Here is a 22,180-nt window from a genome sequence, read left to right as displayed (position 1 = left end):
TATTTACCGTTACCGGCTTTGTCTGTTAACGTTCGTCACTTTCCATCCCTCTTGGTCAACCCACTGAAGATTGACGACATACATCCAGCTTTGTTCGCCTTCAGGACTCACCTTTCCAACAGCTTTTTGCGGGCCTCCCCCGCTTTGCAGGCGCCAGAGTGTCATGCCGTCACCCATTCCTGTTGCCATTTGAATTGCTTTTATTTTTTCATTCCAGTCTACTGAACCTTTTTCATAGCTGGATGTATGCTCGCCGTTTTGCGAAGTACCGATGGGTTCGCCAATATTGTCCTCGTTTGGACCTTTCTCGCTCTCGTCGGATTCATTTTCTTTCTGATCTTCCTGTGAGTCGTCGTCGTTTTCATTGCTTTCGGATTGATTGTCATCTTTAACTTCCAGACGGTCAATTGCGTCCTCATTTTGGCTGGATTCACTTTCATCCTGATTGTCGCTGTCTTCCTGGTCAGAACTTGCTGCCTGTGATTGTTCCTTACCATTACCACTCTCAGTGATTTTAACTTCTTCCTGGCTGTTTTCTCCACCGCTGTTTGCATTACTGTTTTGATCATCTTCAGCTGTATCGCTGCCGCCAAATACAATGTTTGCTCCAACGATTACTATAAGCGCAAAGACTACAATAATAATCGTATTAAGGATAATATCACGTTTATTCTTCCGCTTACGCAGGTTCATGTCGGTTCTTCTGTTCATATTGAGCTCCTTTCCAACCCCCGAAGGACATTTCGAGTACCAAGTACCGTGCTGGAGAATTTTATTGTCGATTCCCTCATAGCATATATGCCAAACTACTACTTGAAGATATAACCTTAAAAAATGACTGCACTTATTTTGCAATTCAGCAATCATTTTCAGATTGATAGCTCCTTCAACCATAGTCTATTCGTAATATGAGTCACTTTTTCCGGGGTTGAACCTCAAGCTGCCAGTCGATTGGTGTACGACCTGCTTGTTTCAAAAAATCATTCGCACGTGAAAACGGCCGGCTGCCAAAGAATCCTTTATGTGCGGAAAATGGACTAGGGTGTGGCGATTTAATAATCAGGTGCTGTGGTTCCGTAATCAGCGATTCTTTTGCCTGAGCATGCCGTCCCCAAAGTAAGAACACAACTGGATCTTGTTTGGCATTCACCTGCCGGATCACTTCATTCGTAAAGTTTTCCCACCCTTTTCCTCTATGTGATGCTGGTTGTCCTGCTCTCACTGTCAGAACGGTGTTTAACAGGAGGACACCTTGTTTGGCCCAGTCCACCAGGTACCCATGATCAGGAACGGGAACACCAAGATCTTCATGCAGTTCTTTGTAGATATTTTGCAAAGAAGGCGGTGTGCTGACTTCTGGTCTAACGGAAAAACTCAAGCCGTGTGCCTGATTTGCTCCATGATACGGATCCTGCCCAAGTATGACTACTTTGGTCGTTTCATAGTCCGTATAGTGAAGTGCATTAAAAATATCATACATTCCCGGATAAACCGTTACACTGCCATATTCCTGTTTCAAAAATGTGCGTAGCTGCAAATAGTAGTCTTTTTGAAATTCCTTCTCTATGACTGGCAACCAGTCGTTCGTTAATATCGCCACATTCTCAGCTCCCAACATGCCAATAGATTCATATAAATTATCATATCATGCAAGCCCAGAACTGAAAACGGCTGTATGCTTACTTGGTTAAATAGCTCATAATCGCCTTTCCAATGCGGGCGATGGTCTGTTGGATAGCTATGTGGTCCGTGATCCTATCCGTCATCACGGCAGCTAAAACCGTTTTGTCCTGATACTTAAAAATACCCACGTCATGCTGGGCAATCGCAAGTTCACCGGTTTTATTGGCTATCACCACATCATTAGCTGTATGATAGGCGGGCAATTTTGATGTCAGCTGCTGGCCCGTCATGATGTCAAAAATGTGACCGGCAGATTTTTTCGTTAAGAGTTTGGGTGAAGCAATCTCCTCAAGAAATTTGACCATATCACCCGCTGTTGTCGTATTTTCAAAGCCGGACTCAGCTGCTTTCATATCCATGAAATAGCGCTGGACTTCGGTATGATGGCATTCAAGGTCCCGGCAAAGATTATTCACATTTTCAATGCCCGTCTGTTCAAGTGCCAGATTAGACGCTGTGTTATCTGACACGATGATCATCAGCGTCAAAAAGTCGAGTAGTGACATTGAAACCCGTTCGGACAGGAACTGCAAAACGCCAGAGCCGCCAACTATAGCATCAGTCGGGATCTCCATATTCTGCGACAAGTCCAGTAAGCCATTCTCTGCCTGCCGGAATGCTTCCATCATAATCGGTATCTTGATTACACTGGCAGCGGGCATTGGTACGTCTTCATTGATATTGATCGTGTCGTTACCCTCTTTGATGACCAGACCGACTGGTGAATCAAAATCTAACATAAGGCTGTGCACATCAGCTTCCAATTGTTCGATGGTCATCTGCATACCCCCTCATCTTCGGTAGGTTTTTAATTATCAGTGAAAAAAAGCAGCCTCTCAGACTGCAACGCTATTCATTCTATGCCTGTGGTGTTTTTTCACCCAATAGGGATCCCTTTTCATTGTTCCATGTTTTCTTCACCAGCAGATCCACACTTCCTGCACTCGATCTATTTTTTCATCCATTTGATCAAACCGTTTATCAACCCGTGCAAATCCACCGTTCATCTGATTCTGCAATTCCCTGATGGCTTGCAGTATTTCATCAGTGGATACATCACTCATGGGAGAACCCCGTCCTTTTTGATTCTATTAAAACTATTATAAAACATCACTTCAATGGCGTCTATAATTTATGCTATTTAAGTTCCACAGGAATCACAACCAATTCTTGAAAAAGAAAGGCTCATTCCTGTATTTGACCCCAAAGCAGAAAAAGCAGCCTATCAACCTAATAATAAACCGAATCCACCACCGTTCGTTTAAAAACAAACCCTTCTTTTGTTTTACCACTGATATCGATCGTTATATTATAAACCGTATCCGCCTGATCGAGCTGCATTGCCTGAGTCATATTAGCGCTTCCATTAACGGAAAAGGTTTTTGTGCTGGATTGATTTTTCGTATCTGTCACATGAAATACCGCGCTTAAAGAATCATTTGCTATTTGCGCCGAATCGACATCTAAATGATAAATGAGCTGATTTTTTTGTATGTCTTTTTGCACATGGTAAAGTTTTGGTTTTGTCTGGAAATCAGCTATTAGCAAATAGGCGTCGTCCTGTTCGGCCGAGATATGCAGCTTCCACTGACCGGGATTCGGATGATCAATAACAAGCCCTTTACTGTTAGCACCAGCAAAATATGCCTCTGTCTCTTTATGGTTTTTAAATTCCGGGTTGAGTACTTTTCCGGACGGATCTGTTAACTTAATCATTGAAAGCTGATCTGCAGTTAGCAATTGCAATTGCACCTTTTCGACGTTTTCCTCAACAGATAAACTTATCGTTTTCTCCTTTTCGTCGGTTAGTGGACCGCCATTAACCCAGTGATTGAAGGTGGACGAATTCTTACTCACCGAATCCTGTTTCAGCGCTAAATCACGCTGAACTCTTGTATCCGAAATATAGTCTTCAAATGTGCGGAAAGTTTCGCCTGTCCTTATGGTCGTATGATCCCAGTCACCTATCATAATCTCATGACCGCCGGGGAGACTGCTGCTAGTTGTTGTCACGACACCATCATTTTCACCAAATTGCGATAAATACGTCCCGCCAAACCAGGTGGAGGAAAATAATGATCCCCAACCCGTTCCGCCGAGTGTAAAATAGTCATTATGATATGCAAGTGGTTGAGCGTCTATCTTAGCACGAAAATTTTCCATATGACCCATTTGCATCGCATAAGTACCTTCTCCCTGCGAACCTATCAAATCTGCCAGCCAACCAGCCCATGCGCTGTACGCCAAATCAGCCAGCTGCGAACCATGATGCGGGCTTGATAATGTAATAACATTCTCGACGTAGTCCTCGGCACCATAATACGTCAGTGCTGACTGCGCATCCACACCACCTTTGCTGTGGCCGATAATAGTAATCGGCAAGGCATCAAAATGTGCGGAGATTTCCCGGATCTTTTCTGCAAGTAATTCTCCGTTGTCCCACATATCGGCAGATGCTCCCCCGGCGTCATGCAGTTGGACAAAAGCCGTTTGATAACCGGCATCATATGCTGTTTGGTACATATCATTATCTTCCCAAAAAACCTGAGCGATATTATTCAATCCGGGAACAAAAAGCAAAACAGGCGCGTTCGGAACCAAATTCGGCGGCTCAGCGCCAGCATACCACTCTCCGGGAGTTTCACTGTTTCCGTTACCTGCTTTTCCTGTTATCGTAACATCGCTTTTTTGTTCATCAACCAATATTGGTTCTGGGGTCTGGGGTTTTTCAGCAGAAGCCGCAACGACATGCGGAATACTAAAGGCAGCCATAAGGATCCCTCCGAAACAGAAAAATAACAAACGTTTCAAACTATCTTTCATTCTATACCCTCCATTAAAGAATTTTGCTCATAAGATTTTATTCTTATTGCAAGGGTATGATGAGGTCAGCGATAGGGTTTGGGTAATGATCATCTACACTTTTAATATTTTCAAATAGATCTGCGTCATGAATGTTCAGAGGCTCCTGTCCAACATTATTAATAAAAAAGGGAATGGCTGCAACCACCCCTTTTCATCCTTACTGTCGTTTTTTCGTTTTCTGATTGTTGGCCTTTTCCATTTCAGTTAATGGTTCATTGGCAAATTCATGGTCATATTTTCTCGTGAGGTTCTTCCGGATTGCCTGCTCATCACTGACATCATTCTTTTCTTTTTTGTCCTTAGCCATTTGATACACCTCCACGCGGTAGTTTGACCCAAATGGTGTTGATTAAACAATCATGCTGTTATTGACTATTCTGGCGCAGGAAACCTAATCGTTCAAGGAAGGACGAATATGACAAATGACTTTTCGGTGATACATTCCACCATAATTTATTAGTTTTTCAATAATTTGGATGATTTAACTTGTGCTCGCTGTGATAACAGCCTATATATCAATCCTTTATATTGAATATCAGCTGCAGCGGCAAGCAAAATAATCATAAAAAATAAAGCCATTTGGTTGTTATGGTTGGAACTTCGCATCATTATTAAACCTCCATCTCTATTGCAATAATTTAGCCCATCTTAATCCTCTAGTATATCATGCTCGGAAACACGGAAATTGTATTTGGGCACCAGCAAAACCGGATTCCTCGTATTTTTCAAGATACAGGTGGTACAATAGGGAATGCATTTTAATACTATTTTTGGAGGTAACATGCTTACATTTGACGAAAAACTCGCTATTATTGAATCATTTCCTGAACTTGTGCGAAGGGACATATCCCTTGGCCGTGTGAATTTTCACTTTGAAGAAAGTATCATGGATAAGAAAATCGTAGTATATCGCCTGCACCCAAACGGGAACGGGTTTGTATATGCTGAACAAATAGATGATAACTATGAAACTGATCAAAAAGGGATGGTGAACATCCGTGACTTTACGGAAGATGAACTTCGTAAAGTGGTTCAACAATCCATTGACTCCCTGTCCGAACCTGAACCGTTTGAAGAAACATGGATAAATGCGGAAAACGAAACACTTCAACTGGTTTATGATTTTGACTTATGGAATATTTATGCTGGAGATATGCTGGATGCAACCTATCCAACTTATAATGGTGCAGCAGACTATCTTCAACAGGAAGGGTTCAGACGTTTACAATGATTACGTTTATAAGCACGTACCACTAATGTCATCTTTTTTCCGAGTGATTGTCACAAGATTTACCAATGGGATAATATAATATTGAATGATAAAAGCAAAGACTTCATTCCTCCTTATTTATGCGAGCAATTAGGTCTTTGTTTTTCAACAGTCGCTCCCGGTTGAAAAGACCACCTTTTTGTTAATTTCTCCGCCTGCGTTAATGAACACTCGTTATCTTCCTATCTGCTCCCGACTTTATTCCGGTCACAATCAAAATAACACCTGTTATGCCCACTACCGCAATTGGGAAAATCCAAGCAGCTGTCACGTCGTGCATAAAACCTAATAAAACCGGCCCAATTGCAGCTATCAAATAGCCAAACGACTGGGCCATGCCGGATATGTTGGAAGCTTCGTGTCCATCGTTTGACCGCAGACTGAAAAACATCATCGACAGACTGAAGGCCGCTCCACAAGCACCACCGATACAAATAACAGCAACAATTATCATGAGGACAGTCCCCGTCAGAAGCCCGGCAGCACCGACCATGACCAAGATGCCCGTAATGGCTGCCAGTAACTTTTGATTCGACAATCTTTCAGCAATAACTGGAGTAATAAATGTGAATGGAATAAAGGCCAATTGCATCAGCGAAAGCATCCAGCCTGCAACGTCAGATGAATACCCGCTATTTTTCAAAATATCCGGGAGCCATGAAACCATCGCAAAAAAGACCATGGATTGTGTACCCATGTAAACGGTAATATTCCAGGCTAGAGGGGATTTCCAAATATTATTTTTTGCTGTGCCGGCTGCACCGTCCCTTTTTTGCACTTCGGCTTTTTTCCTGAGTTGTGGCAGCCACACAATTAGAGCCACAATCGACAGTATCGCCAGGGAGGCCAGTGAGCCCTGCCATCCCCAGCCGGAAATCCGTGACAGCGGTAGACTAACGCCTGATGCCAACGCGCCAAAGATATTCATAAATACTGCATACAGGCCTGTGAGCAATCCGATTTTTAACGGAAATTTCATCTTGATGACAGCCGGCAATAGAACATTTCCAAATGCGATAGCCAACCCGACAATGGTTGTCCCAATAAGTAAGAGTGTCACGCCGAATAACGTCCGTACAATTATGCCAAGCGTCAGTAGAATGAATGAATAAAAAATCGTCCGCTCCATACCGATACGCCTGGCCACAGCAGTAGCAAACGGCGAAACGACTGCAAAGGCCAATAGCGGTAATGTGGTCAGGCTCCCCGCCACAGTATTGCTGATTCCCAAGTCTTCACGAATATAAGGCAACAGCGACCCTACTGCCGTTATGGGAGCTCTCAAGTTAGAGGCGACTAACAGGACGCCGATCAAGAGCCCCCACCTGGCAATTTTACGTTGCTTCTCCACTGTCATTGTTCCTTGTTCCAAACACTCACCCCGATCTTAGTCTGCCCATGTTACTCAGGTCCACCCCACGTTTCTTTCTTGTACTGAATGATCATTTGACATTCCATTATATCAGACATGATTTGATTTAAAATGTCTTTTGCCTGTGTAAGGCATATCCAGCCAGGTGTTCCGGGAAAATGGTTGACTTATTCAACTGAGTGGTATATCTTAACATTAAGGGTATGATAACTGCCCTTTCCTCCTTGAGAAAGGGGGTGATAATAGTGAATCAGATTGGACTTCTGTCGGTTGTCATAAGTCTCGTTACGGCATTCGTTGGTTTTGTTACAGCAATCGTGACAACGTATCGGGATTTATACATCCGAAAAGAAAAGAATCCTTCTCCGCACCAACCGGAGAAAGATTCAAAAAACAACCAAAGAGGACAAGGGGTTAAACTCCCCTTTCCTCACCCACTATTATATGCTTATCATACCCTTAACATTCCATACCTGTCAAGGTGTTTATCCAATGCTGACGACTGCTTTCATTTGTTTCGATGCTTATCAGCCTGGCAGCACTCGTTACATTGTACAAAGGCAGACGGTGAAAGTTTGAATAAATTATGCGACCCGAGGTGTTGTAAATGGCGTCAAAAGAACCGGTCCAATACTACGGGCTGAAAGAAATGGCAGACCTTGCCAAAGAAGAAGGCATTCAGTACACAACGCGGCAGCTGTCCGTATATAAAGGGAGAGGTTTACTTCCCGAGCCAACCGTTATGATTGGTGACAAAGCCGGATGGACCAAAGACCAAATCGACGAATGGCTCGAACAGGCCAAAATGAAAAAAGGGCGTCATAAGTAAATGACAGGGGGGGCATCTAAAGCAGTATCGTATCCTGCATTTGGATATCCCCTCAAATCCTTTTCACCATATTATAACTTGCCGCTTCATAGCCCATTTTTTGATAAAGTGCGAGAGCACGTTTATTATGCGCAAACACATGCAGGCCGATTTGGCTGACGCCTTCAGCCCTGACAGATTCCTCAAGCCTTGTCATCGTCGCTTTTCCATACCCTTTGCCTTGCTGATTGTCATCTAACTCAATATCGTATATAAATGCCTGCTTATCACGATTGTTTGACTTGATATACACCCACAACATCCCGATAACCTCATGATCATCCATGATAGACCATAACTTATGGTCCTTCGTTTTCAGGCCATTAGGCAGCATTTTCCAGCGCATTCTCTTCGCTCCAGTTCCCTGCTTTGACATGTTCATGGGCGTATTCCTGTAGTTTTGTTTCATAATACCGGTTAAATTGTTCTTCACTCAAAGGTACAAATGTTATCTGCATGCTCCCCCTCCTTTACTTTGCTGTTAAAAATTCACTGCCTAATAATTGCTGAACAACTTGCAAATCGCTCATTTCACACCATTGTTCTGCAATCTTCCCGCCTTCAATCCGGAAAATGATGATCCTTGTTTTTTTAGGGTGGCTAAACACCTGCCTTCCTCAACCGTTTTTTCCTATGCTGGTCTTTATAACAGCTGACGCTGGCCTCTAACAGCTACATCCGGCCAGAGCGTATGATAATGACGACCATTAGAATAAACATCAGTAAGGCAATCACCGCGCCTATTTCAATGATTGGCAGCTCCCAGATGACGGTATTTTGACCAACAACAGCTAATCCGATAATCAGGCCGGCCATGATGATGCTAAACGCCAGCATTAGGATACTGAACGCAATCCGGTTGCTGATCCTATCCATCCGGCGCATAATTTCGTCGACGTGATTCACGTTGATATCTAAGCCTACCCTGCCTTTTTTCACGACGGACATGATTTCTTTTATATCTTTCGGCAAATCAGTCAAAATGTCAAGATTGTCCCCGATTCCCTGCAATGAGTTCCGAATAATCTCCCGGGGATGATAACGCCTCAGCAGTAATTTCCGGGCAAACGGTTCAGCGGCGCGTGATAAGCTGAATTCCGGGTCAAGTTTGCCGAGCACGCCTTCAAGCGTCAGGATGGTCTTGCTGATAATGACCAATTCAGTCGGAACCTTAATATGGTGTTGGTAAACAACATTGAAAATACCAATAATAATCCGTCCGAGACTAAGGTCTTTCATCTTCACATTTTCATACTGCTGATGGAGTTTATCAAGATCACGCTTCAGTTTCTCTAAATCGGTCTCTTCCTCAATCAGGTCCATCCTTGAAAAGGTTTTAATCATTGCTCTGGTATCACCTTGGTGCAAGTTGACAATGATTGAGGCGAAATGGCGTTTCAGATTGTCACTGATATGACCCGTTTCGCCAAAATCCAGAAACGCAATCGTATTTTTTGGCAAAATATGAATGTTCCCTGAGTGTGGATCCGCATGAAAAAAACCATTGTCAAGAATCTGCCGTAGCATAGCATCCGCCAGACGCCTGGCTATGATTGCCCGGTCATAGCCTGCTTCGTCAAGCTTCTCGCTATTGGAGACCTTAATACCGTTGATTTTTTCCATTGTAAGGACTTTCCGGGTCGTCTGTTCCCAGTAAATGTCCGGGAATTTAATAAAAGCCTCACTGTCAAGTTGCTGCGCGACCTGCTCTCCACTACGGCCTTCCATTATGTAATCCAGTTCATTCCTCAGTGTGTCGGAAACCTCATCGGTTATGTCGCCAAGCCGGTAACGCTGCGCCCAGAGTGTCCGCTCTTCCAGCATATGCCCAATACCATGAAGTATTTCCAGATCTGTTTCCATCTTGGGTTTAAGCCCTGGACGCTGCACTTTGACCACGACCTCTTCCCCGCTCAATAGACTTGCGGCATGCACCTGTCCAATTGAAGCTGTTGCCAGAGGATCGCGATTTACATGGGCAAATAAATTTTCAAGGGTATCATCCAATTCCGTCTCAATCGTATTCTGAACGTGATCAAAATCAAGAACGGGTGCATCATCCTGTAGTTTTTCCAGCTCTTCCGTAATCTCCGGCGGCAATGTATCATGGCGCGTACTTGCAATTTGCCCCAATTTAATAGCTGTGGGCCCCAATTCCTGCAAGGCGTGACGCAGCCGCTTACCCACACTTTTCATACTTGTATTGACGTCTGTGGATTCCTTGTTCCTTGCCAGCCCCCGGTCGATTAAACCGGCGCGAAACAGAAAGTGACTGAAACCATTCTTTACGAGTACATTCAGAATTTCCTGGTATCGTTTCGTATGCCTGATTCGTTTCCCAAGCATTCATTCGTCACCCCCTGTCTTATCGTATGGTTAAAATGTTCCACAGATTATTCGTTGTTCCTTTTCTTTTTTATGGTTAAACATAGATGTGCTTTGCCGAAGCATTTGCAAGGTGTCATTGTTTTAACTATAATAGTTAAAACTTCTGCTGACAAATTTATAGGTGGGTTTTCCAGCATCGGCTGGAAGTCAGGACAATGAAATTTTATACAATCGGACATTTATTCGGACATTTATTGTCGAGCTGTCATCTCTTTCAAGCTCTCCCCCCATCCCGATCAAAGAAGCGACTGCCTTATTTTGCAGTCGCTTCCATTAGTACAATAAAGTTCCTGGAGTTGCACACACTATATAGTCTCGTAGCTATTTGAGAAGGGCAAAAGGTTAAAGCCTCTACTCCAATTTATTAAACAAAGAAACTTATGATCAATGACACGCCGAATCCGACAAGTGCAATGATGGTTTCCATTACGGTCCAGGTTTTCAATGTGTCTTTTTCTGACAATCCCAAGAAACGGTTAACCAACCAGAATCCTGAATCGTTAACATGAGATGCAATCGTCGCACCTGATGCAATTGTAATAACAAGCAAGGCCAACATTGGTCCTTCAATTCCAAGTGTACCAATGACCGGTGTAATCAGACTTGCCGCAGTAACCATCGCAACCGTTGCCGAACCTTGTGCAATTCGGACGGCTGAAGCAACAAGAAACGCAAAAACAAGAATCGGCATATTCAAATTCGTCATTGTATCAGCTATAACGTCACCAATTCCAGTAGCGACCAGCACCTCACCGAACACACCACCGGCACCGGTGATCAAAATAATAATACCAGCAGGCTCCAATGCCTTTGTAGCAATTTCCTGTATATCTTCTTTCGAAAAACCGCGACGCGTACCCAAAAAGTAAAACGTCAGCAAAGCTGTAATTGTTAATGCCACACCTGGGTTACCAATAAAAGTTAAGATGCTTCTAGCCGTACTTTCCTCACCGAATATCGCACTCGAAAATGTATTTAGCAAAATCAGGAATAAAGGTAACAAAATCAGCGATGCAATCATTTTAAAGCTGGGAAGTTCCTTATCATATTCCTTGCCCCTGGCTTCTTCTGCCATGTTTTTAAGCATCTCTTTTGGCACTTCAACATGAATTTTCTTTGAAATATACGTCCCAAAAACCGGCCCGGCAATAATTGCCGCAGGAACACCTGCTAACAGTCCAAACAGGATAACCCATCCTAGATTGGCATCCAATAAGGAAGCAACAGCGATCGGCCCTGGGGTTGGCGGTACAAAACTATGTGTTACAGCTAAGCCTGCCAACAGTGGGATAGCAAAATACAGCAATGATTTCTTGGTCTTTTGAGCCAGACTATATAAAATAGGTATTAAAATGACGAATGCAACATCCAAAAACACCGGTATTGAAATGATAAATCCAGTGAGCATGAGAGCCCAGTTAACACGCTTTTCACCGAACTTATCCATTAGTGTCATAGCCAGACGTTCAGCACCGCCGGAAGCCTTCAGTATTTCTCCAAACATTGCCCCAACACCTATGATAACGGCTACTTCAGCCACCGTTCCGCCCATACCGTCATTGACAGCCTGTAGAACTTCCGATGGGCTCATTCCTGATAAAAGACCGATAATATAACTGACTACCAGTAATGCAAGAAACGCCTGAAGCTTTGTTCTGATAACCAGAAATAGCAGTAAAGCTACACCAAATGCGGCAAGTAAAATCAATCCTACAGTAGACATTTACAATTCTCCCTCCACTTATTTAAATCGTTATTCCCTTTGCTCTACAAAACTCTTACACTACCATTCAGCAAATGTGCCATCTTTATTGCGCCAGATGGGATTTTTCCACTGATGGCTCACTTTTGCCGCTTCGATTACACGTGCTTCATCGATTTCTACGCCAAGTCCCACACCCTTAGGGATTTTTACAGTTCCATCGGCATATTCGAATATTTGCGGATTCTGAAGATAGTCCAAAAGGTCACTGCCCTGGTTGTAGTGAATGCCGAGGCTCTGCTCCTGGATGATACAGTTTGGTGTACACGCATCAAGCTGAAGTGACGCAGCCAGATTAATCGGCCCAAGCGGCGCATGAGGAGCGACCGCTACGTCAAACGTTTCCGCCATCGCAGCAATCTTTTTACCTTCCAAAATGCCACCTGAGTGGGAGAGATCCGGCTGAATAATATCGACCACACCATCCGTCAACATTTTTTTGAATCCCCAGCGAGTATAGTTCCGCTCGCCAGCAGCAATCGGTGTTGCCGTATGATTTGCGATCTTCTGAAACGCTTCTATATTTTCCACAAGGACCGGTTCCTCGATAAACATCGGTCGGTATGGCTCCAATTCTTTGACCAAAATTTTGGCCATTGCTTTATGAACACGCCCATGAAAGTCAATTCCAATGCCAAAATCATTTCCAACCGTTTCACGAATAGCTGCTACCCTTTCAACAGCAGCATCCACTTTCGAATAACTATCGATATAGTCCATTTCCTCCGTGCCATTCATTTTGATGGCCGTAAATCCGGCATCAGCTTTTTCCTTCGCTGTAGCACCGACTTCCTGTGGCCGGTCACCGCCGATCCACGAATAAACCCGAATGTTATCACGGGCAGCTCCGCCCAGCATTTCATAAACCGGCATATTGTAGTATTTGCCTTTAATATCCCAAAGCACCTGTTCGATCCCGGAAATGGCACTCATCAGGATTGGACCGCCACGATAAAAGCCTCCGCGGTATAACACCTGAAAATGATCTTCAATGTTACGAGGATCCTTGCCAATAAGATAATCCATCAATTCGGTAACGCCGGTACTAACCGTATGAGCTCTGCCTTCAACAACCGGCTCACCCCACCCACTGATTCCTTCATCCGTTTCAATTTTTAAAAACAGCCAACGCGGTGGTATCTGATACAGTTTAAAATCCGTAATTTTCATATTTACACACCTTCAATCGCATCGATAAATCGTTTCGCGTTTGCCGTGATTGCTTGCAAATCAGCATCTGCTCCTGGTGAACCGGTCCTGACGAGCGCACCACCAAGTCCTGCTGCAACCGCACCTTTTTCAAAGTACTCCCGAACGTTTGAGAGGTCCACACCCCCGGTTGGCATTAATGGAATATATGGCAACGGTCCATGGACGTCTTTGATATAGCTTGGCCCCATCGTGCCTGCAGGGAATACTTTCACCAGGTCTGCACCATGTTCATATGCCGTTAAAATTTCAGTTGGCGTCATCGCACCAGGAATACTGACCACGCCATACCGTTTCGTCATCTTAATCGTTTCGGTGTTGACGGTCGGTGAAAAAATGAATTTCGCGCCTGCCATAATCGCATTTCTGGCTGATTCTACATCCAAAACCGTTCCAGCGCCAACAATCATTTCTCCATCAAAAGCGTTATTCAGTTCACTGATTACCGTTTCAACACGCGGTGTGTCCATCGTTATTTCCATAATGCGTATACCACCGGCATAAAGTGCCTCAGCTATTGGCATCACATCATCAGGGTTTGCCCCGCGTACAATCGCAACCAGCTTATAATCCATAATTTTTTGCAATGTATTGATCACGAAAATACTCTCCTTATCGTTTGACATCTCCCTGGACCTGATTATGCATAAAATCCAGGAGCCTATCTTTTTCCGGCAATCCTTCGACATCACCAGCTGCCATCGTCACCATCGCTCCAATGGCGTTTCCTCTTTGCACCGATTCTCTGAGCTCCAAGCCATCAAGTAATCCCGAAAGTACTCCGGCTGAAAATCCGTCCCCGGCACCAACCGGATCGACAACTTCCCAACCCTTAAACCCTTCCACATATCCTTCTGAATCGTTGGCTAAATAATACGCGCCTTTCTTGCCCAGTTTCATGATAACGGCTGATGAGCCCTGTTCATGAAACTGTCTTGCGAGTTCTTCTGGTGATCCACTACCAAACAAAAATTCCGCTTCATCAATTCCCGGAAGCACGATATCAGCTTTCGATGCCAGTTCAATCAAAACCTTCCTGGCCTTATCCTCCGACCATAGTTTGCGCCTTAGATTCGGGTCAAAAACCACTTTTACATGATGCTTTTTCGCGTACTCTATTGCGGTTAAAACGGTTTCATAGCAATCATCACTCAAAGCCGGCGTAATCCCCGTCACATGCAAAAATCTCGCGTCGGAGATATAGGATTCCTTGACATCCCCTGGTTTCATTCTGCTTGCTGCAGAGTCTTTCCGATAGTATTTCACCCGCCATTCCCCTGGCGCCAGCTTTTCTTTAAAAAAAAGACCGGTATCAGCTGTTTCATCGAGGATTATCTGGCTCGTATCAATGCCTTCACCACGAATAAACGCACGAATTTTTTTACCGAATTCATCATTACCAAGCCGACTTATCCACCCGGCATAATGCCCGAGACGTGCAAGGCCAATTGCCACGTTCGATTCAGCACCGGCAATCCGGGCTGAGAAACGGTCAGTGTACCGCATCGGTCCGGAGTTTTCCGGGGCGAAAAGCACCATGGTTTCGCCAAGTGTTACAACATCCATCCCCATCACCTCTTTCACTGGAATCGGGCGATCATCAATCCTGCCCTAAATGTTTTTGCTGAAAAGCTGATATGTTTTCATATTCGTCGGTCAACAACCGAGAAAGCCGGATATAAATTGGCAGCAATTCCCGGTAAACATTCGTTGTTTTCTCGTCCGGATAATGAGTGTTCGTCTGGCCGACCATATCCGAGACGGTGCTGAAGTCGTCAATTTCACCGGTCGCATACATGCCAAGTACCACGGCTCCGAGACAGGAACTTTCAAAGCTTTCCGGAACAATGACGGGCTTGTCGAATATATCCGCCATCATTTGCCGCCACGTTTCAGACCGGGCAAAACCGCCTGTAGCCTGAATACTTTTCGGCTCACCGGTCAATTCCTCAAGCGCTAAGAGCACCGAGTAAAGGTTGTAAAGCGTTCCTTCCAGTACCGCCCGAACCATATGCTCTTTCTTATGATGAATGCTCAACCCGAAAAACGATCCACGCGCATTGGCATCCCAGATTGGAGCACGCTCTCCTTTTAAGTATGGATGGAAAATCAAACCATCTGAGCCGGGACTAACACCGGAGGCAATCTTGGTCAATACATCATACGGGTCAATCGATAACCGTTTGGCCGTTTCCACTTCTGAGGCAGCGAACTCATCCCGAAGCCATCGTAAAATAATGCCGCCATTGTTGACCGGACCGCCAATCACCCAATGTTTTTCCGTCAGCGCATAGCAGAAAATCCGTCCTTTTGGATCCGTTTTTGGCTGATTATAAACGGTCCGGATGGCACCGCTCGTCCCAATGGTGACCGCAATGACTCCTTCTTCAATCGCGTTTACACCAAGATTTGACAGAACACCGTCACTTGCGCCGATAACAATCGGAACATTCGCATCAATCCCCATGTACGTCATATGTTCTTCGTTAACGCCATTCATCTGATGTGTCGTCGGAACAATTTCAGACAGTTGATCACGTGAAATGCCTGCCAATTTCAGTGCTTCTTCATCCCAATCAAGCGTTTTCAGGTTGAACAAACCGGTTGCAGACGCGATTGAGTAGTCGATAACATATGTCCCAAAAAGCTTATGAAAGATATACTCTTTTATAGAGATGAATTTTTCCGCCTTATTGAAGATATCCGGCTTTTCCGCTTTCATCCAAACCAGTTTCACTAATGGAGACATCGGATGAATCGGTGTTCCCGTTCGTAAATAGATGTCATGACCGTTATGTTCCTCTTTGATTTTCCGCGCATATTCAGCAGCCCGTGTGTCAGCCCACGTTACACTGTTTGTCAATAACCTGCCGTCAACATCCACAGCAATCAGACTGTGCATAGCGGAACTGAATGATATCAAACGGAGTTGATCTGACGAAATGTTACTTTTGCACACGGCCTCTCGGATAGCCGTGAGTACGGCATTAAAGATTTTTTTCGGATCCTGTTCCGCCACTAATGTATTTGGTGTATACAAGGGATAATGAACGGTATGATCTGCTTTTACTTCACCATTTTTTTGATAAAGTACTGCCTTTGTACTTGTTGTACCAATATCAACTCCCAGATAGAATCCCTGCTGATCCATCGTCCTTCCTCCTAATTTAAACAACTACTTCTTCACAACATCGTGGCCGCCAAATTCATTCCTTAGTGCTGCCACAACTTTGCCGGCAAACGTATCATCTTCCTGTGAGCGGTAGCGCATCATCAGTGACAATGCAATCACCGGAGCAGCTGCCTGCAAGTCCAGTGCCGTCTCTACCGTCCACTTTCCTTCACCGGAAGAGTTCATCACACCACGGATATCATCGAGATTGGCATCTTTTGCAAATGCAGCTTCAACCAATTCCATCAGCCAGGAGCGGATAACCGATCCATTGTTAAAAACTCTGGCAACCTGTTCATAGTCATAGTCAAATTCACTTTTTTCAAGGATATCGAACCCTTCTCCAATTGCCTGCATCATTCCATATTCCATACCATTATGGACCATTTTCAGAAAGTGTCCGCTTCCACATTTCCCGGTGTAAAGGTAACCATTATCGACTGAGACATCCTTAAACAGCTGCTCAATCTCCTTGAATTTAGCCCTGTCGCCGCCAATCATTGTACAAGCACCTGATCTGGCACCATCCACACCACCGCTCGTACCGCAATCAAAGAAATAAATTCCGTTCTCCTTCAATTTGTCGGCATGCTTAAGAGTATCTTTATAATTGGAATTACCACCATCAATTAATATATCTCCGGCATCGAGGAGCGGTGTCAATTCATCGATGACAGCTGTCGTAATCTCTCCTGCCGGGACCATCAGCCAAATTTTTCTCGGAACTGGCAAACTTTCCACTAAATCCGTAACTGATGCTGCTAGGTGAAAGTCACTACTGGTAACGCTTTCAGTTGAAGCAATATTTTTATCAAACCCGATCACCCTATGCTGATGATCCAATAAATTCAATGTTAAATTAAGACCCATCTTGCCGAGGCCTATCAACCCTATTTCCATGATGTCCTCCTAATTTTGTGAAATGAATTTCCGTCTCACAGTTATTATATCAAAAAAAATTCCGCATGCAATGTTTTTGAAAAAAATATTTTTCATTTATAATAGAACTACAGAAAATATAAGGAGAATTTCGAATGGACAATAACCAGCACTGTCTTGCCAGTATACGAAGTAACTATGGAAGGTTTAGCGTTAAAGAAAAATCGATCGCCGACTTAATTTTAGAGAATCCTCAAAGTATTATTCACCATACCATTAATCAGGTATCTGAAGAATTAGGGTTAGCCGAATCTACCGTATTCCGCTTTTGCCAACGTATCGGCTTTAAGGGTTTTCAGGCGATGAAAATTGCACTTGCTGCTGAGGTCGTCACCCCGATTAAAGATATTCATGAAAAAATAAATGAGGAAGACAGCATCGGGACTGTTTCGGAAAAAGTTTTCCGTTCCAATATCAAAACGATTGAAGACACCCTGCATGTCCAAGATGAGCATATTATCGAAGACGCAGTAGATGCGATTTTGAAAGCAAAAAAGGTTCAGTTTTTCGGAAGTGGCGGATCCGCTCTTGTGGCAATGGATGCCTACCACAAATTTATCCGCAGCGGGATTGACGTCAGTGCCAACCTTGATTCACATATGCAGATTATGTCCGCTTCTCAAATGACGAGTGATGACCTTGCTGTTCTTATTTCACACAGCGGTTCAACAAAAGATTTGCTTGATATTCTGGCAGTTTTAAAGGAAAATAAAGTCAAAACCATCGCTGTCACAAATTTTGCTAAATCACCGCTGACCAAAGAAGCAGATGTCTCGCTATACACTGTCGCTGAAGAAACGGATTTCCGATCAGAAGCCCTATCTTCCAGGATTGGCCAACTGTCAATTATTGACGCGCTTTACACAAATGTCATGATTATCAATAACGAGTCCGGTCAGGAAGCATTGCAGAAAATGCGGAAGAGCATCAGTCTGAAGCGGCTATAATATAAAAATTCATATCTTAACGTGCAGGTTGGCATATACATGGCGGGCAATAAAACGCATCCCGAGAAATAACTCCGAATGCGTCGAATCTTTAATATAGGGACCTATTAACTTTTACTGGAAGATCCTGATCCGGAAGACGATTTGGATTTTGGCTCTGAAATCTTCCCGAGGAAAAAGCTGAAATATCTCCAAGTTCATGGTTCATTTGCAGCTGCACCAATTTTTTGAATTGTCGTTTTATACGAATTTTACAATTATTTCAATTAGATTAAGTGATAATAACATTGGCCGAAACAGCTCCATTGTCCCCAATTTCTTTCAATTGTTCGCATAAAAAACGCACTCCGGTTAACCCAGAATGCGTTCATTTGTTGAATGCTATTAACTTTTACTGAGAAAAGCACAGGACACCCCGTCGTTTACATTGGATCCTCTAGTTCTGTCGCTTTTCTGTCTGAAGTTTTCTCTTCTCACTCGCATCAACAACAACACTTGCAGCGGCATCACCTGTCACATTAATAGATGTTCGCATCATATCCAATATACGGTCAATTCCGCCAACCAATGCGATGCCGGCCAGTGGCAGGTTAACTGCACTCAGTGCCATTGTCAACATAATGAGGCCTGCGCCGGGTACGCCGGCTGTCCCGATCGATGCGAGTGTACCGATCAGCACAACCGTCGCCATCTGTGAGAACGATAAATCTGTTCCAAAGTATTGGGCAACAAACATCGTACAAAGGCCGACATATAACGCCGTACCATCCATATTAATGGTCGCACCCAAGGGCAACACAAATGTGCTTGTGTCTTTGGATACGTCAAGGTTTTCCTGCGCACTTTTAATCGTCACCGGCAATGTCCCAGAACTGCTACTCGTACTGAAAGCAACGGCAGAGGCTGGAAAAACGCCTTTGAAAAAGCGGATCGGGCTCATTTTCCCGAGGGATTTGACAATCAGCGCGTAAACGACGAAAAGTTGAATAATACAGCCGACCACCATAGCCAGGATCAGCTTGATTAATGGAAGCAATACATCAATGCCGTATTCTCCTACCACGGGAGCAAGCAAGCCAAATACACCAATCGGAACAATGGTCATGACCATGCCGGTTATTTTGTACATTACTTCCGCAAATCCATCGAAAAACTGCTTTACGGGTTTTGCCTTTTCTCCCACAAGGGTAATCGCAATTCCGATTGCCAGTGCAAAAAAGATAATTTGCAAAATGTTGCCCGAGGATAGTGCTTCAAACGGGTTTGTCGGTATGATATTTAAGATAGTCTGCACAACACCCTCTGTCTCATTCGCTTCAGGAGCTTCTTTTCCTTCCAGTGAGACATCAATACCACTGCCCGGCGAGAAAGTTTTCCCGGCAATGATCCCGAGCGTGATTGCGAACATACTCGTAATTAGATAAAATCCTACTGTTTTTCCGCCCAGTCTTCCAAGTTTTTTTACATCACTTGTACTGGCAACGCCAACAACAAGGGTGGCAAGTACTAAGGGAGCGATAATGAATTTGATCAGACGCAGAAACAAATCTCCCAGCGGTTGAACAACTTGCGCTTTTTCACCAAAAATGACACCGATTACAATGGCTAAGATAAACGCAACGATCAACTGCCATATCAAACTTTTCTTCATACCAAAGGCTCCTATCCTATATGTATCTGTCTTCATTGGACAGTATCTCGTAAACTATTATATTTTAATAAAAGCGTACAAGCAACTGAATGATTTCTTTAAGAAAAGCGCGGGGCGCCTTGTTCACCCCCGAAAAGGTTAACAAGAATTTGCAGTGGTGGCAGTGGCAGGATTTGCCGTGTAAAATGATTCCTTAAGACCTCGAGGGGGAGGCGCCGGCCGGCTAAGATTCGGCACGTCCTGTGCCAGCGCCGGCACTAGTACGTCCTGTACGTCGAAGCTGGACATGGCTACATTGCTGACAAAGAACTTCATGTAGCCAAAAATTTTATACTTTCTATCTTTGAACAAACACCATCTAGGGTTATTGTGCAGTGGCATTCTCCAATTTACCTTTCTGCTTTTCGTCCAGAATTTCCCTTATCATCTCCCCACCTTTCCTGCAATTGCTTTATCTCGTCCTTATGCGAAATCTCCTCTTTGGGCGTTTCCAGAATAAACGGTATATCCCTTAATGGAGGTGTGTGCAGCAATTGATCAAATTGGTCTGTGGTTATATAGCCATGATCAAAAATATTGGCATGACGGTCCTTACCTGACTCTGGGGAATACTTGGAATTGTTGAAGTGGATGGCTAATAAATGGTCAAAATATCCTAATTCTATCCCGTTGTCCAACACTTCATTCCAGTTATTACCGTTCCATAAACCACTCGCAAACGCGTGACACGTGTCCAAACAAAACCCAATTTTCTCCGGGTGTTCACATAAGTTGCGCACTTGAATGAGCTCTTCCAGCGTCGTTCCAATCGTACCGGGCTTTCCTGCAGTATTTTCCAGCAGTATTTTGCAATTTCCTTTCCATTCACGTAGAACGTCGTTAAGCATGTCTATCATGAGCCGATAACTTGCCAGCGGATCGTCAGGGCTAATCTGCTTTCCGAAGTGTACCACAATACCAAGCGATCCACACGCATTGGCAATTTCCAAATCATTATGCAGCGAATCAACAACAGTCTCCCTTTTCGGAGCAGTTTTAGGTGTCAAGGTTGTCGGATATGGCGTATGTGCAATCGATTCAAGACCATTTCCGGCGCAATAATGTTTACATGCTGCTGCATCATCCCTGTTGAAATCTTTAATGGATAAACTTCTAGGGTTCTTCGGAAAATATTGAAAAGCTGACGCATTCATGGACGCTGCTAATTTTGCTGCTCCTGAATAGCCATCTCTTATCGATACATGACTGCCAAATTTCATATGATCTCCACCTACTGTTGACATTCTGAGCAATAAAACGTCTTCCGGGATAACAGGTATTCCTTGCGCCACATCGCTTGCATGTTTCGCCTTCACGGTCGTAAACATATGTATTCCCAATATAGCCGCCTGTTTTCGTATCTCCTGGAAACGTCGCCGCCCCGTCATATTTGAAATGCTTCCGGTTTTCTATTAATTGACTTTTCCCGATTAATCACTGCTTCGGTTATCGTTTGTCCGCCCATCTTTTATGTCAGTAACTGTTTATAGATTTCCACTCCTGACAATTCCGGCATGTGTGCTCCTCCGCAAAAATGATTTGTCCTTATTGTTACCGGTTTTAGTGGTTTGTATCAAAAGGTGAGAAATACGAATAGAACGCTCATGTCCTAAACAAAAAATCGCATTCACACTTCGAATACGATTTTCGTTAACAAGCAGTGTTCAATCCTGCAAATGCTCTTCTTTAGCCCCCTCTTTCACACGAATGTCCCCCTTCAGAAATGACCTTACCTCTTCAACACTTAATCCCAGTTCCCTTGCTTCCTTGATAAGAGTAATCCATTCTTCATCATGTCTCAAACGAGGTTACCCAATCATACGTTCTCCCATCTGGTACGATACGTACCGCAGGCAGTCCAGCCGTCATCATGTTGCCATGGAAGACCTGTGACTTTGCGCCCCCACCTTTCGATGAGTTTGCCTTTTCTGACCATATGGTTGTTTTGTTGACACGCGCAATCGTTGCATCGTTATTCTTTATATAGAACATTAGCAAAATCTTCATTACTGATC

At 44.0% G+C, this 22,180-nt stretch carries 23 protein-coding genes and 1 riboswitch; of the genes, 3 read left to right on the top strand and 20 right to left on the bottom strand.

Translation table 11 applies throughout. The annotated features are described in order from the left end of the window. Positions 1-9 precede the first annotated feature (9 nt). From E4U82_RS11940 to E4U82_RS19900, 7 genes are all read right to left on the bottom strand, one after another. Positions 10-711 carry a YrrS family protein gene (locus tag E4U82_RS11940; RefSeq protein ID WP_167751400.1) on the bottom strand — a complete coding sequence of 234 codons (702 nt, stop codon included), beginning with the start codon at positions 709-711 and terminating at the stop codon, positions 10-12. A 202-nt stretch (positions 712-913) separates the two neighbouring features. After that, a complete protein-coding gene (locus E4U82_RS11935) occupies positions 914-1,600 on the bottom strand; it encodes a uracil-DNA glycosylase (RefSeq protein WP_135110412.1) in 687 nt (228 codons plus the stop codon). Between the two features lie 79 nt (positions 1,601-1,679). Then, entirely contained in the window at positions 1,680-2,462 is a 783-nt protein-coding gene (locus E4U82_RS11930; protein WP_167751399.1) for a serine hydrolase, read from the bottom strand. 138 nt (positions 2,463-2,600) lie between these two features. Further along, complete coding sequence (locus E4U82_RS19905; protein ID WP_167751398.1) at positions 2,601-2,747, bottom strand: hypothetical protein; 147 nt, start codon at positions 2,745-2,747, stop codon at positions 2,601-2,603. A gap of 166 nt (positions 2,748-2,913) precedes the next feature. Continuing rightward, positions 2,914-4,506, bottom strand: a complete 1,593-nt coding sequence (locus tag E4U82_RS11925; RefSeq protein WP_135110410.1) for an esterase/lipase family protein — start codon at positions 4,504-4,506, stop codon at positions 2,914-2,916. Positions 4,507-4,705: 199 nt separating this feature from the next. Continuing rightward, a complete protein-coding gene (gene sspO / locus E4U82_RS11920; RefSeq protein ID WP_135110409.1) occupies positions 4,706-4,855 on the bottom strand; it encodes a small acid-soluble spore protein O in 150 nt (49 codons plus the stop codon). Between the two features lie 149 nt (positions 4,856-5,004). Beyond that, positions 5,005-5,157, bottom strand: coding sequence for a hypothetical protein (locus E4U82_RS19900; RefSeq protein WP_167751397.1), 153 nt, complete (start codon positions 5,155-5,157; stop codon positions 5,005-5,007). 172 nt (positions 5,158-5,329) lie between these two features. Between E4U82_RS19900 and E4U82_RS11915 the strand changes: the two genes are divergently transcribed. After that, positions 5,330-5,779: a hypothetical protein gene (locus tag E4U82_RS11915; protein WP_135110427.1), complete on the top strand. Its 450-nt coding sequence runs from the start codon at positions 5,330-5,332 to the stop codon at positions 5,777-5,779. A 199-nt stretch (positions 5,780-5,978) separates the two neighbouring features. Here the strand turns inward: E4U82_RS11915 and E4U82_RS11910 are convergent, their stop codons facing one another. Continuing rightward, on the bottom strand, positions 5,979-7,190 hold the full coding sequence (locus tag E4U82_RS11910) for a CynX/NimT family MFS transporter (RefSeq protein ID WP_245183567.1): 1,212 nt from the start codon (positions 7,188-7,190) through the stop codon (positions 5,979-5,981). Positions 7,191-7,797: 607 nt separating this feature from the next. Here E4U82_RS11910 and E4U82_RS11905 point away from each other — a divergent pair. Then, the gene (locus E4U82_RS11905; protein WP_135110408.1) at positions 7,798-8,019 is read left to right on the top strand and encodes a hypothetical protein; all 222 of its coding nucleotides are present in this window, start codon (positions 7,798-7,800) and stop codon (positions 8,017-8,019) included. A gap of 52 nt (positions 8,020-8,071) precedes the next feature. Here E4U82_RS11905 and E4U82_RS11900 read toward each other — a convergent pair whose 3' ends face one another. From E4U82_RS11900 to gnd, 9 genes are all read right to left on the bottom strand, one after another. Then, entirely contained in the window at positions 8,072-8,404 is a 333-nt protein-coding gene (locus tag E4U82_RS11900) for a GNAT family N-acetyltransferase (protein ID WP_167751396.1), read from the bottom strand. Continuing rightward, positions 8,382-8,516 carry a hypothetical protein gene (locus E4U82_RS20470; RefSeq protein WP_280688975.1) on the bottom strand — a complete coding sequence of 45 codons (135 nt, stop codon included), beginning with the start codon at positions 8,514-8,516 and terminating at the stop codon, positions 8,382-8,384. Before E4U82_RS20470 ends, E4U82_RS11900 begins: the two co-directional genes overlap by 23 nt. 214 nt (positions 8,517-8,730) lie before the next feature. After that, positions 8,731-10,404 (bottom strand): ABC1 kinase family protein, encoded by a 1,674-nt coding sequence (locus tag E4U82_RS11895; protein ID WP_135110406.1) that lies wholly within the window; start codon positions 10,402-10,404, stop codon positions 8,731-8,733. Between the two features lie 406 nt (positions 10,405-10,810). Then, positions 10,811-12,169, bottom strand: coding sequence for a GntP family permease (locus E4U82_RS11890; RefSeq protein ID WP_135110405.1), 1,359 nt, complete (start codon positions 12,167-12,169; stop codon positions 10,811-10,813). Positions 12,170-12,229: 60 nt separating this feature from the next. Then, positions 12,230-13,378: a galactonate dehydratase gene (gene dgoD, locus E4U82_RS11885; RefSeq protein ID WP_135110404.1), complete on the bottom strand. Its 1,149-nt coding sequence runs from the start codon at positions 13,376-13,378 to the stop codon at positions 12,230-12,232. A 2-nt stretch (positions 13,379-13,380) separates the two neighbouring features. Further along, entirely contained in the window at positions 13,381-14,013 is a 633-nt protein-coding gene (locus E4U82_RS11880; protein ID WP_245183569.1) for a bifunctional 4-hydroxy-2-oxoglutarate aldolase/2-dehydro-3-deoxy-phosphogluconate aldolase, read from the bottom strand. Positions 14,014-14,029: 16 nt separating this feature from the next. After that, the gene (locus tag E4U82_RS11875) at positions 14,030-14,983 is read right to left on the bottom strand and encodes a sugar kinase (RefSeq protein WP_135110402.1); all 954 of its coding nucleotides are present in this window, start codon (positions 14,981-14,983) and stop codon (positions 14,030-14,032) included. A 34-nt stretch (positions 14,984-15,017) separates the two neighbouring features. After that, positions 15,018-16,568: a gluconokinase gene (gene gntK, locus E4U82_RS11870; protein WP_135110401.1), complete on the bottom strand. Its 1,551-nt coding sequence runs from the start codon at positions 16,566-16,568 to the stop codon at positions 15,018-15,020. 24 nt (positions 16,569-16,592) lie between these two features. Beyond that, a complete protein-coding gene (gene gnd, locus E4U82_RS11865) occupies positions 16,593-17,489 on the bottom strand; it encodes a phosphogluconate dehydrogenase (NAD(+)-dependent, decarboxylating) (protein WP_135110400.1) in 897 nt (298 codons plus the stop codon). 134 nt (positions 17,490-17,623) lie between these two features. On the opposite strand from gnd, the gene E4U82_RS11860 reads away from it, so the two are divergent. Continuing rightward, the gene (locus E4U82_RS11860; RefSeq protein WP_135110399.1) at positions 17,624-18,475 is read left to right on the top strand and encodes a MurR/RpiR family transcriptional regulator; all 852 of its coding nucleotides are present in this window, start codon (positions 17,624-17,626) and stop codon (positions 18,473-18,475) included. Positions 18,476-18,911: 436 nt separating this feature from the next. Here the strand turns inward: E4U82_RS11860 and E4U82_RS11855 are convergent, their stop codons facing one another. The 3 genes from E4U82_RS11855 to E4U82_RS11840 all read right to left on the bottom strand — a co-directional run bounded on the left by E4U82_RS11855 (position 18,912) and on the right by E4U82_RS11840 (position 21,967). Continuing rightward, positions 18,912-20,126: a dicarboxylate/amino acid:cation symporter gene (locus E4U82_RS11855; RefSeq protein ID WP_135110398.1), complete on the bottom strand. Its 1,215-nt coding sequence runs from the start codon at positions 20,124-20,126 to the stop codon at positions 18,912-18,914. 389 nt (positions 20,127-20,515) lie between these two features. Beyond that, positions 20,516-21,385 carry a deoxyribonuclease IV gene (locus tag E4U82_RS11850; protein WP_135110397.1) on the bottom strand — a complete coding sequence of 290 codons (870 nt, stop codon included), beginning with the start codon at positions 21,383-21,385 and terminating at the stop codon, positions 20,516-20,518. Between the two features lie 444 nt (positions 21,386-21,829). Then, on the bottom strand, positions 21,830-21,967 hold the full coding sequence (locus E4U82_RS11840; protein ID WP_135110396.1) for an anti-repressor SinI family protein: 138 nt from the start codon (positions 21,965-21,967) through the stop codon (positions 21,830-21,832). Positions 21,968-22,014: 47 nt separating this feature from the next. After that, a riboswitch (cyclic di-GMP riboswitch) is annotated at positions 22,015-22,099 on the bottom strand. Positions 22,100-22,180: the final 81 nt, after the last annotated feature.

The sequence above is a fragment of the Lentibacillus salicampi genome, assembly GCF_004565465.1.
GTDB classification, from domain to species: domain Bacteria; phylum Bacillota; class Bacilli; order Bacillales; family Amphibacillaceae; genus Lentibacillus; species Lentibacillus salicampi.
The sequence above is the reverse complement of the archived record's forward strand: the minus strand, read 5'-3'. Positions and strand labels throughout refer to the sequence as shown.

Bases quoted from the DNA above. Each gene is read 5' to 3' on its own strand.
- E4U82_RS11940 (WP_167751400.1), bottom strand. From the start codon at position 711: ATGAACAGAAGAACCGACATGAACCTGCGTAAGCGGAAGAATAAACGT.
- E4U82_RS11930 (WP_167751399.1), bottom strand. From the start codon at position 2,462: ATGACCATCGAACAATTGGAAGCTGATGTGCACAGCCTTATGTTAGAT.
- E4U82_RS19905 (WP_167751398.1), bottom strand. From the start codon at position 2,747: ATGAGTGATGTATCCACTGATGAAATACTGCAAGCCATCAGGGAATTG.
- E4U82_RS11925 (WP_135110410.1), bottom strand. From the start codon at position 4,506: ATGAAAGATAGTTTGAAACGTTTGTTATTTTTCTGTTTCGGAGGGATC.
- sspO (WP_135110409.1), bottom strand. From the start codon at position 4,855: ATGGCTAAGGACAAAAAAGAAAAGAATGATGTCAGTGATGAGCAGGCA.
- E4U82_RS19900 (WP_167751397.1), bottom strand. From the start codon at position 5,157: ATGATGCGAAGTTCCAACCATAACAACCAAATGGCTTTATTTTTTATG.
- E4U82_RS11915 (WP_135110427.1), top strand. From the start codon at position 5,330: ATGCTTACATTTGACGAAAAACTCGCTATTATTGAATCATTTCCTGAA.
- E4U82_RS11905 (WP_135110408.1), top strand. From the start codon at position 7,798: ATGGCGTCAAAAGAACCGGTCCAATACTACGGGCTGAAAGAAATGGCA.
- E4U82_RS11900 (WP_167751396.1), bottom strand. From the start codon at position 8,404: ATGCGCTGGAAAATGCTGCCTAATGGCCTGAAAACGAAGGACCATAAG.
- E4U82_RS20470 (WP_280688975.1), bottom strand. From the start codon at position 8,516: ATGCAGATAACATTTGTACCTTTGAGTGAAGAACAATTTAACCGGTAT.
- E4U82_RS11895 (WP_135110406.1), bottom strand. From the start codon at position 10,404: ATGCTTGGGAAACGAATCAGGCATACGAAACGATACCAGGAAATTCTG.
- E4U82_RS11890 (WP_135110405.1), bottom strand. From the start codon at position 12,169: ATGTCTACTGTAGGATTGATTTTACTTGCCGCATTTGGTGTAGCTTTA.
- dgoD (WP_135110404.1), bottom strand. From the start codon at position 13,378: ATGAAAATTACGGATTTTAAACTGTATCAGATACCACCGCGTTGGCTG.
- E4U82_RS11875 (WP_135110402.1), bottom strand. From the start codon at position 14,983: ATGGATGTTGTAACACTTGGCGAAACCATGGTGCTTTTCGCCCCGGAA.
- gntK (WP_135110401.1), bottom strand. From the start codon at position 16,568: ATGGATCAGCAGGGATTCTATCTGGGAGTTGATATTGGTACAACAAGT.
- gnd (WP_135110400.1), bottom strand. From the start codon at position 17,489: ATGGAAATAGGGTTGATAGGCCTCGGCAAGATGGGTCTTAATTTAACA.
- E4U82_RS11860 (WP_135110399.1), top strand. From the start codon at position 17,624: ATGGACAATAACCAGCACTGTCTTGCCAGTATACGAAGTAACTATGGA.
- E4U82_RS11855 (WP_135110398.1), bottom strand. From the start codon at position 20,126: ATGAAGAAAAGTTTGATATGGCAGTTGATCGTTGCGTTTATCTTAGCC.
- E4U82_RS11850 (WP_135110397.1), bottom strand. From the start codon at position 21,385: ATGAAATTTGGCAGTCATGTATCGATAAGAGATGGCTATTCAGGAGCA.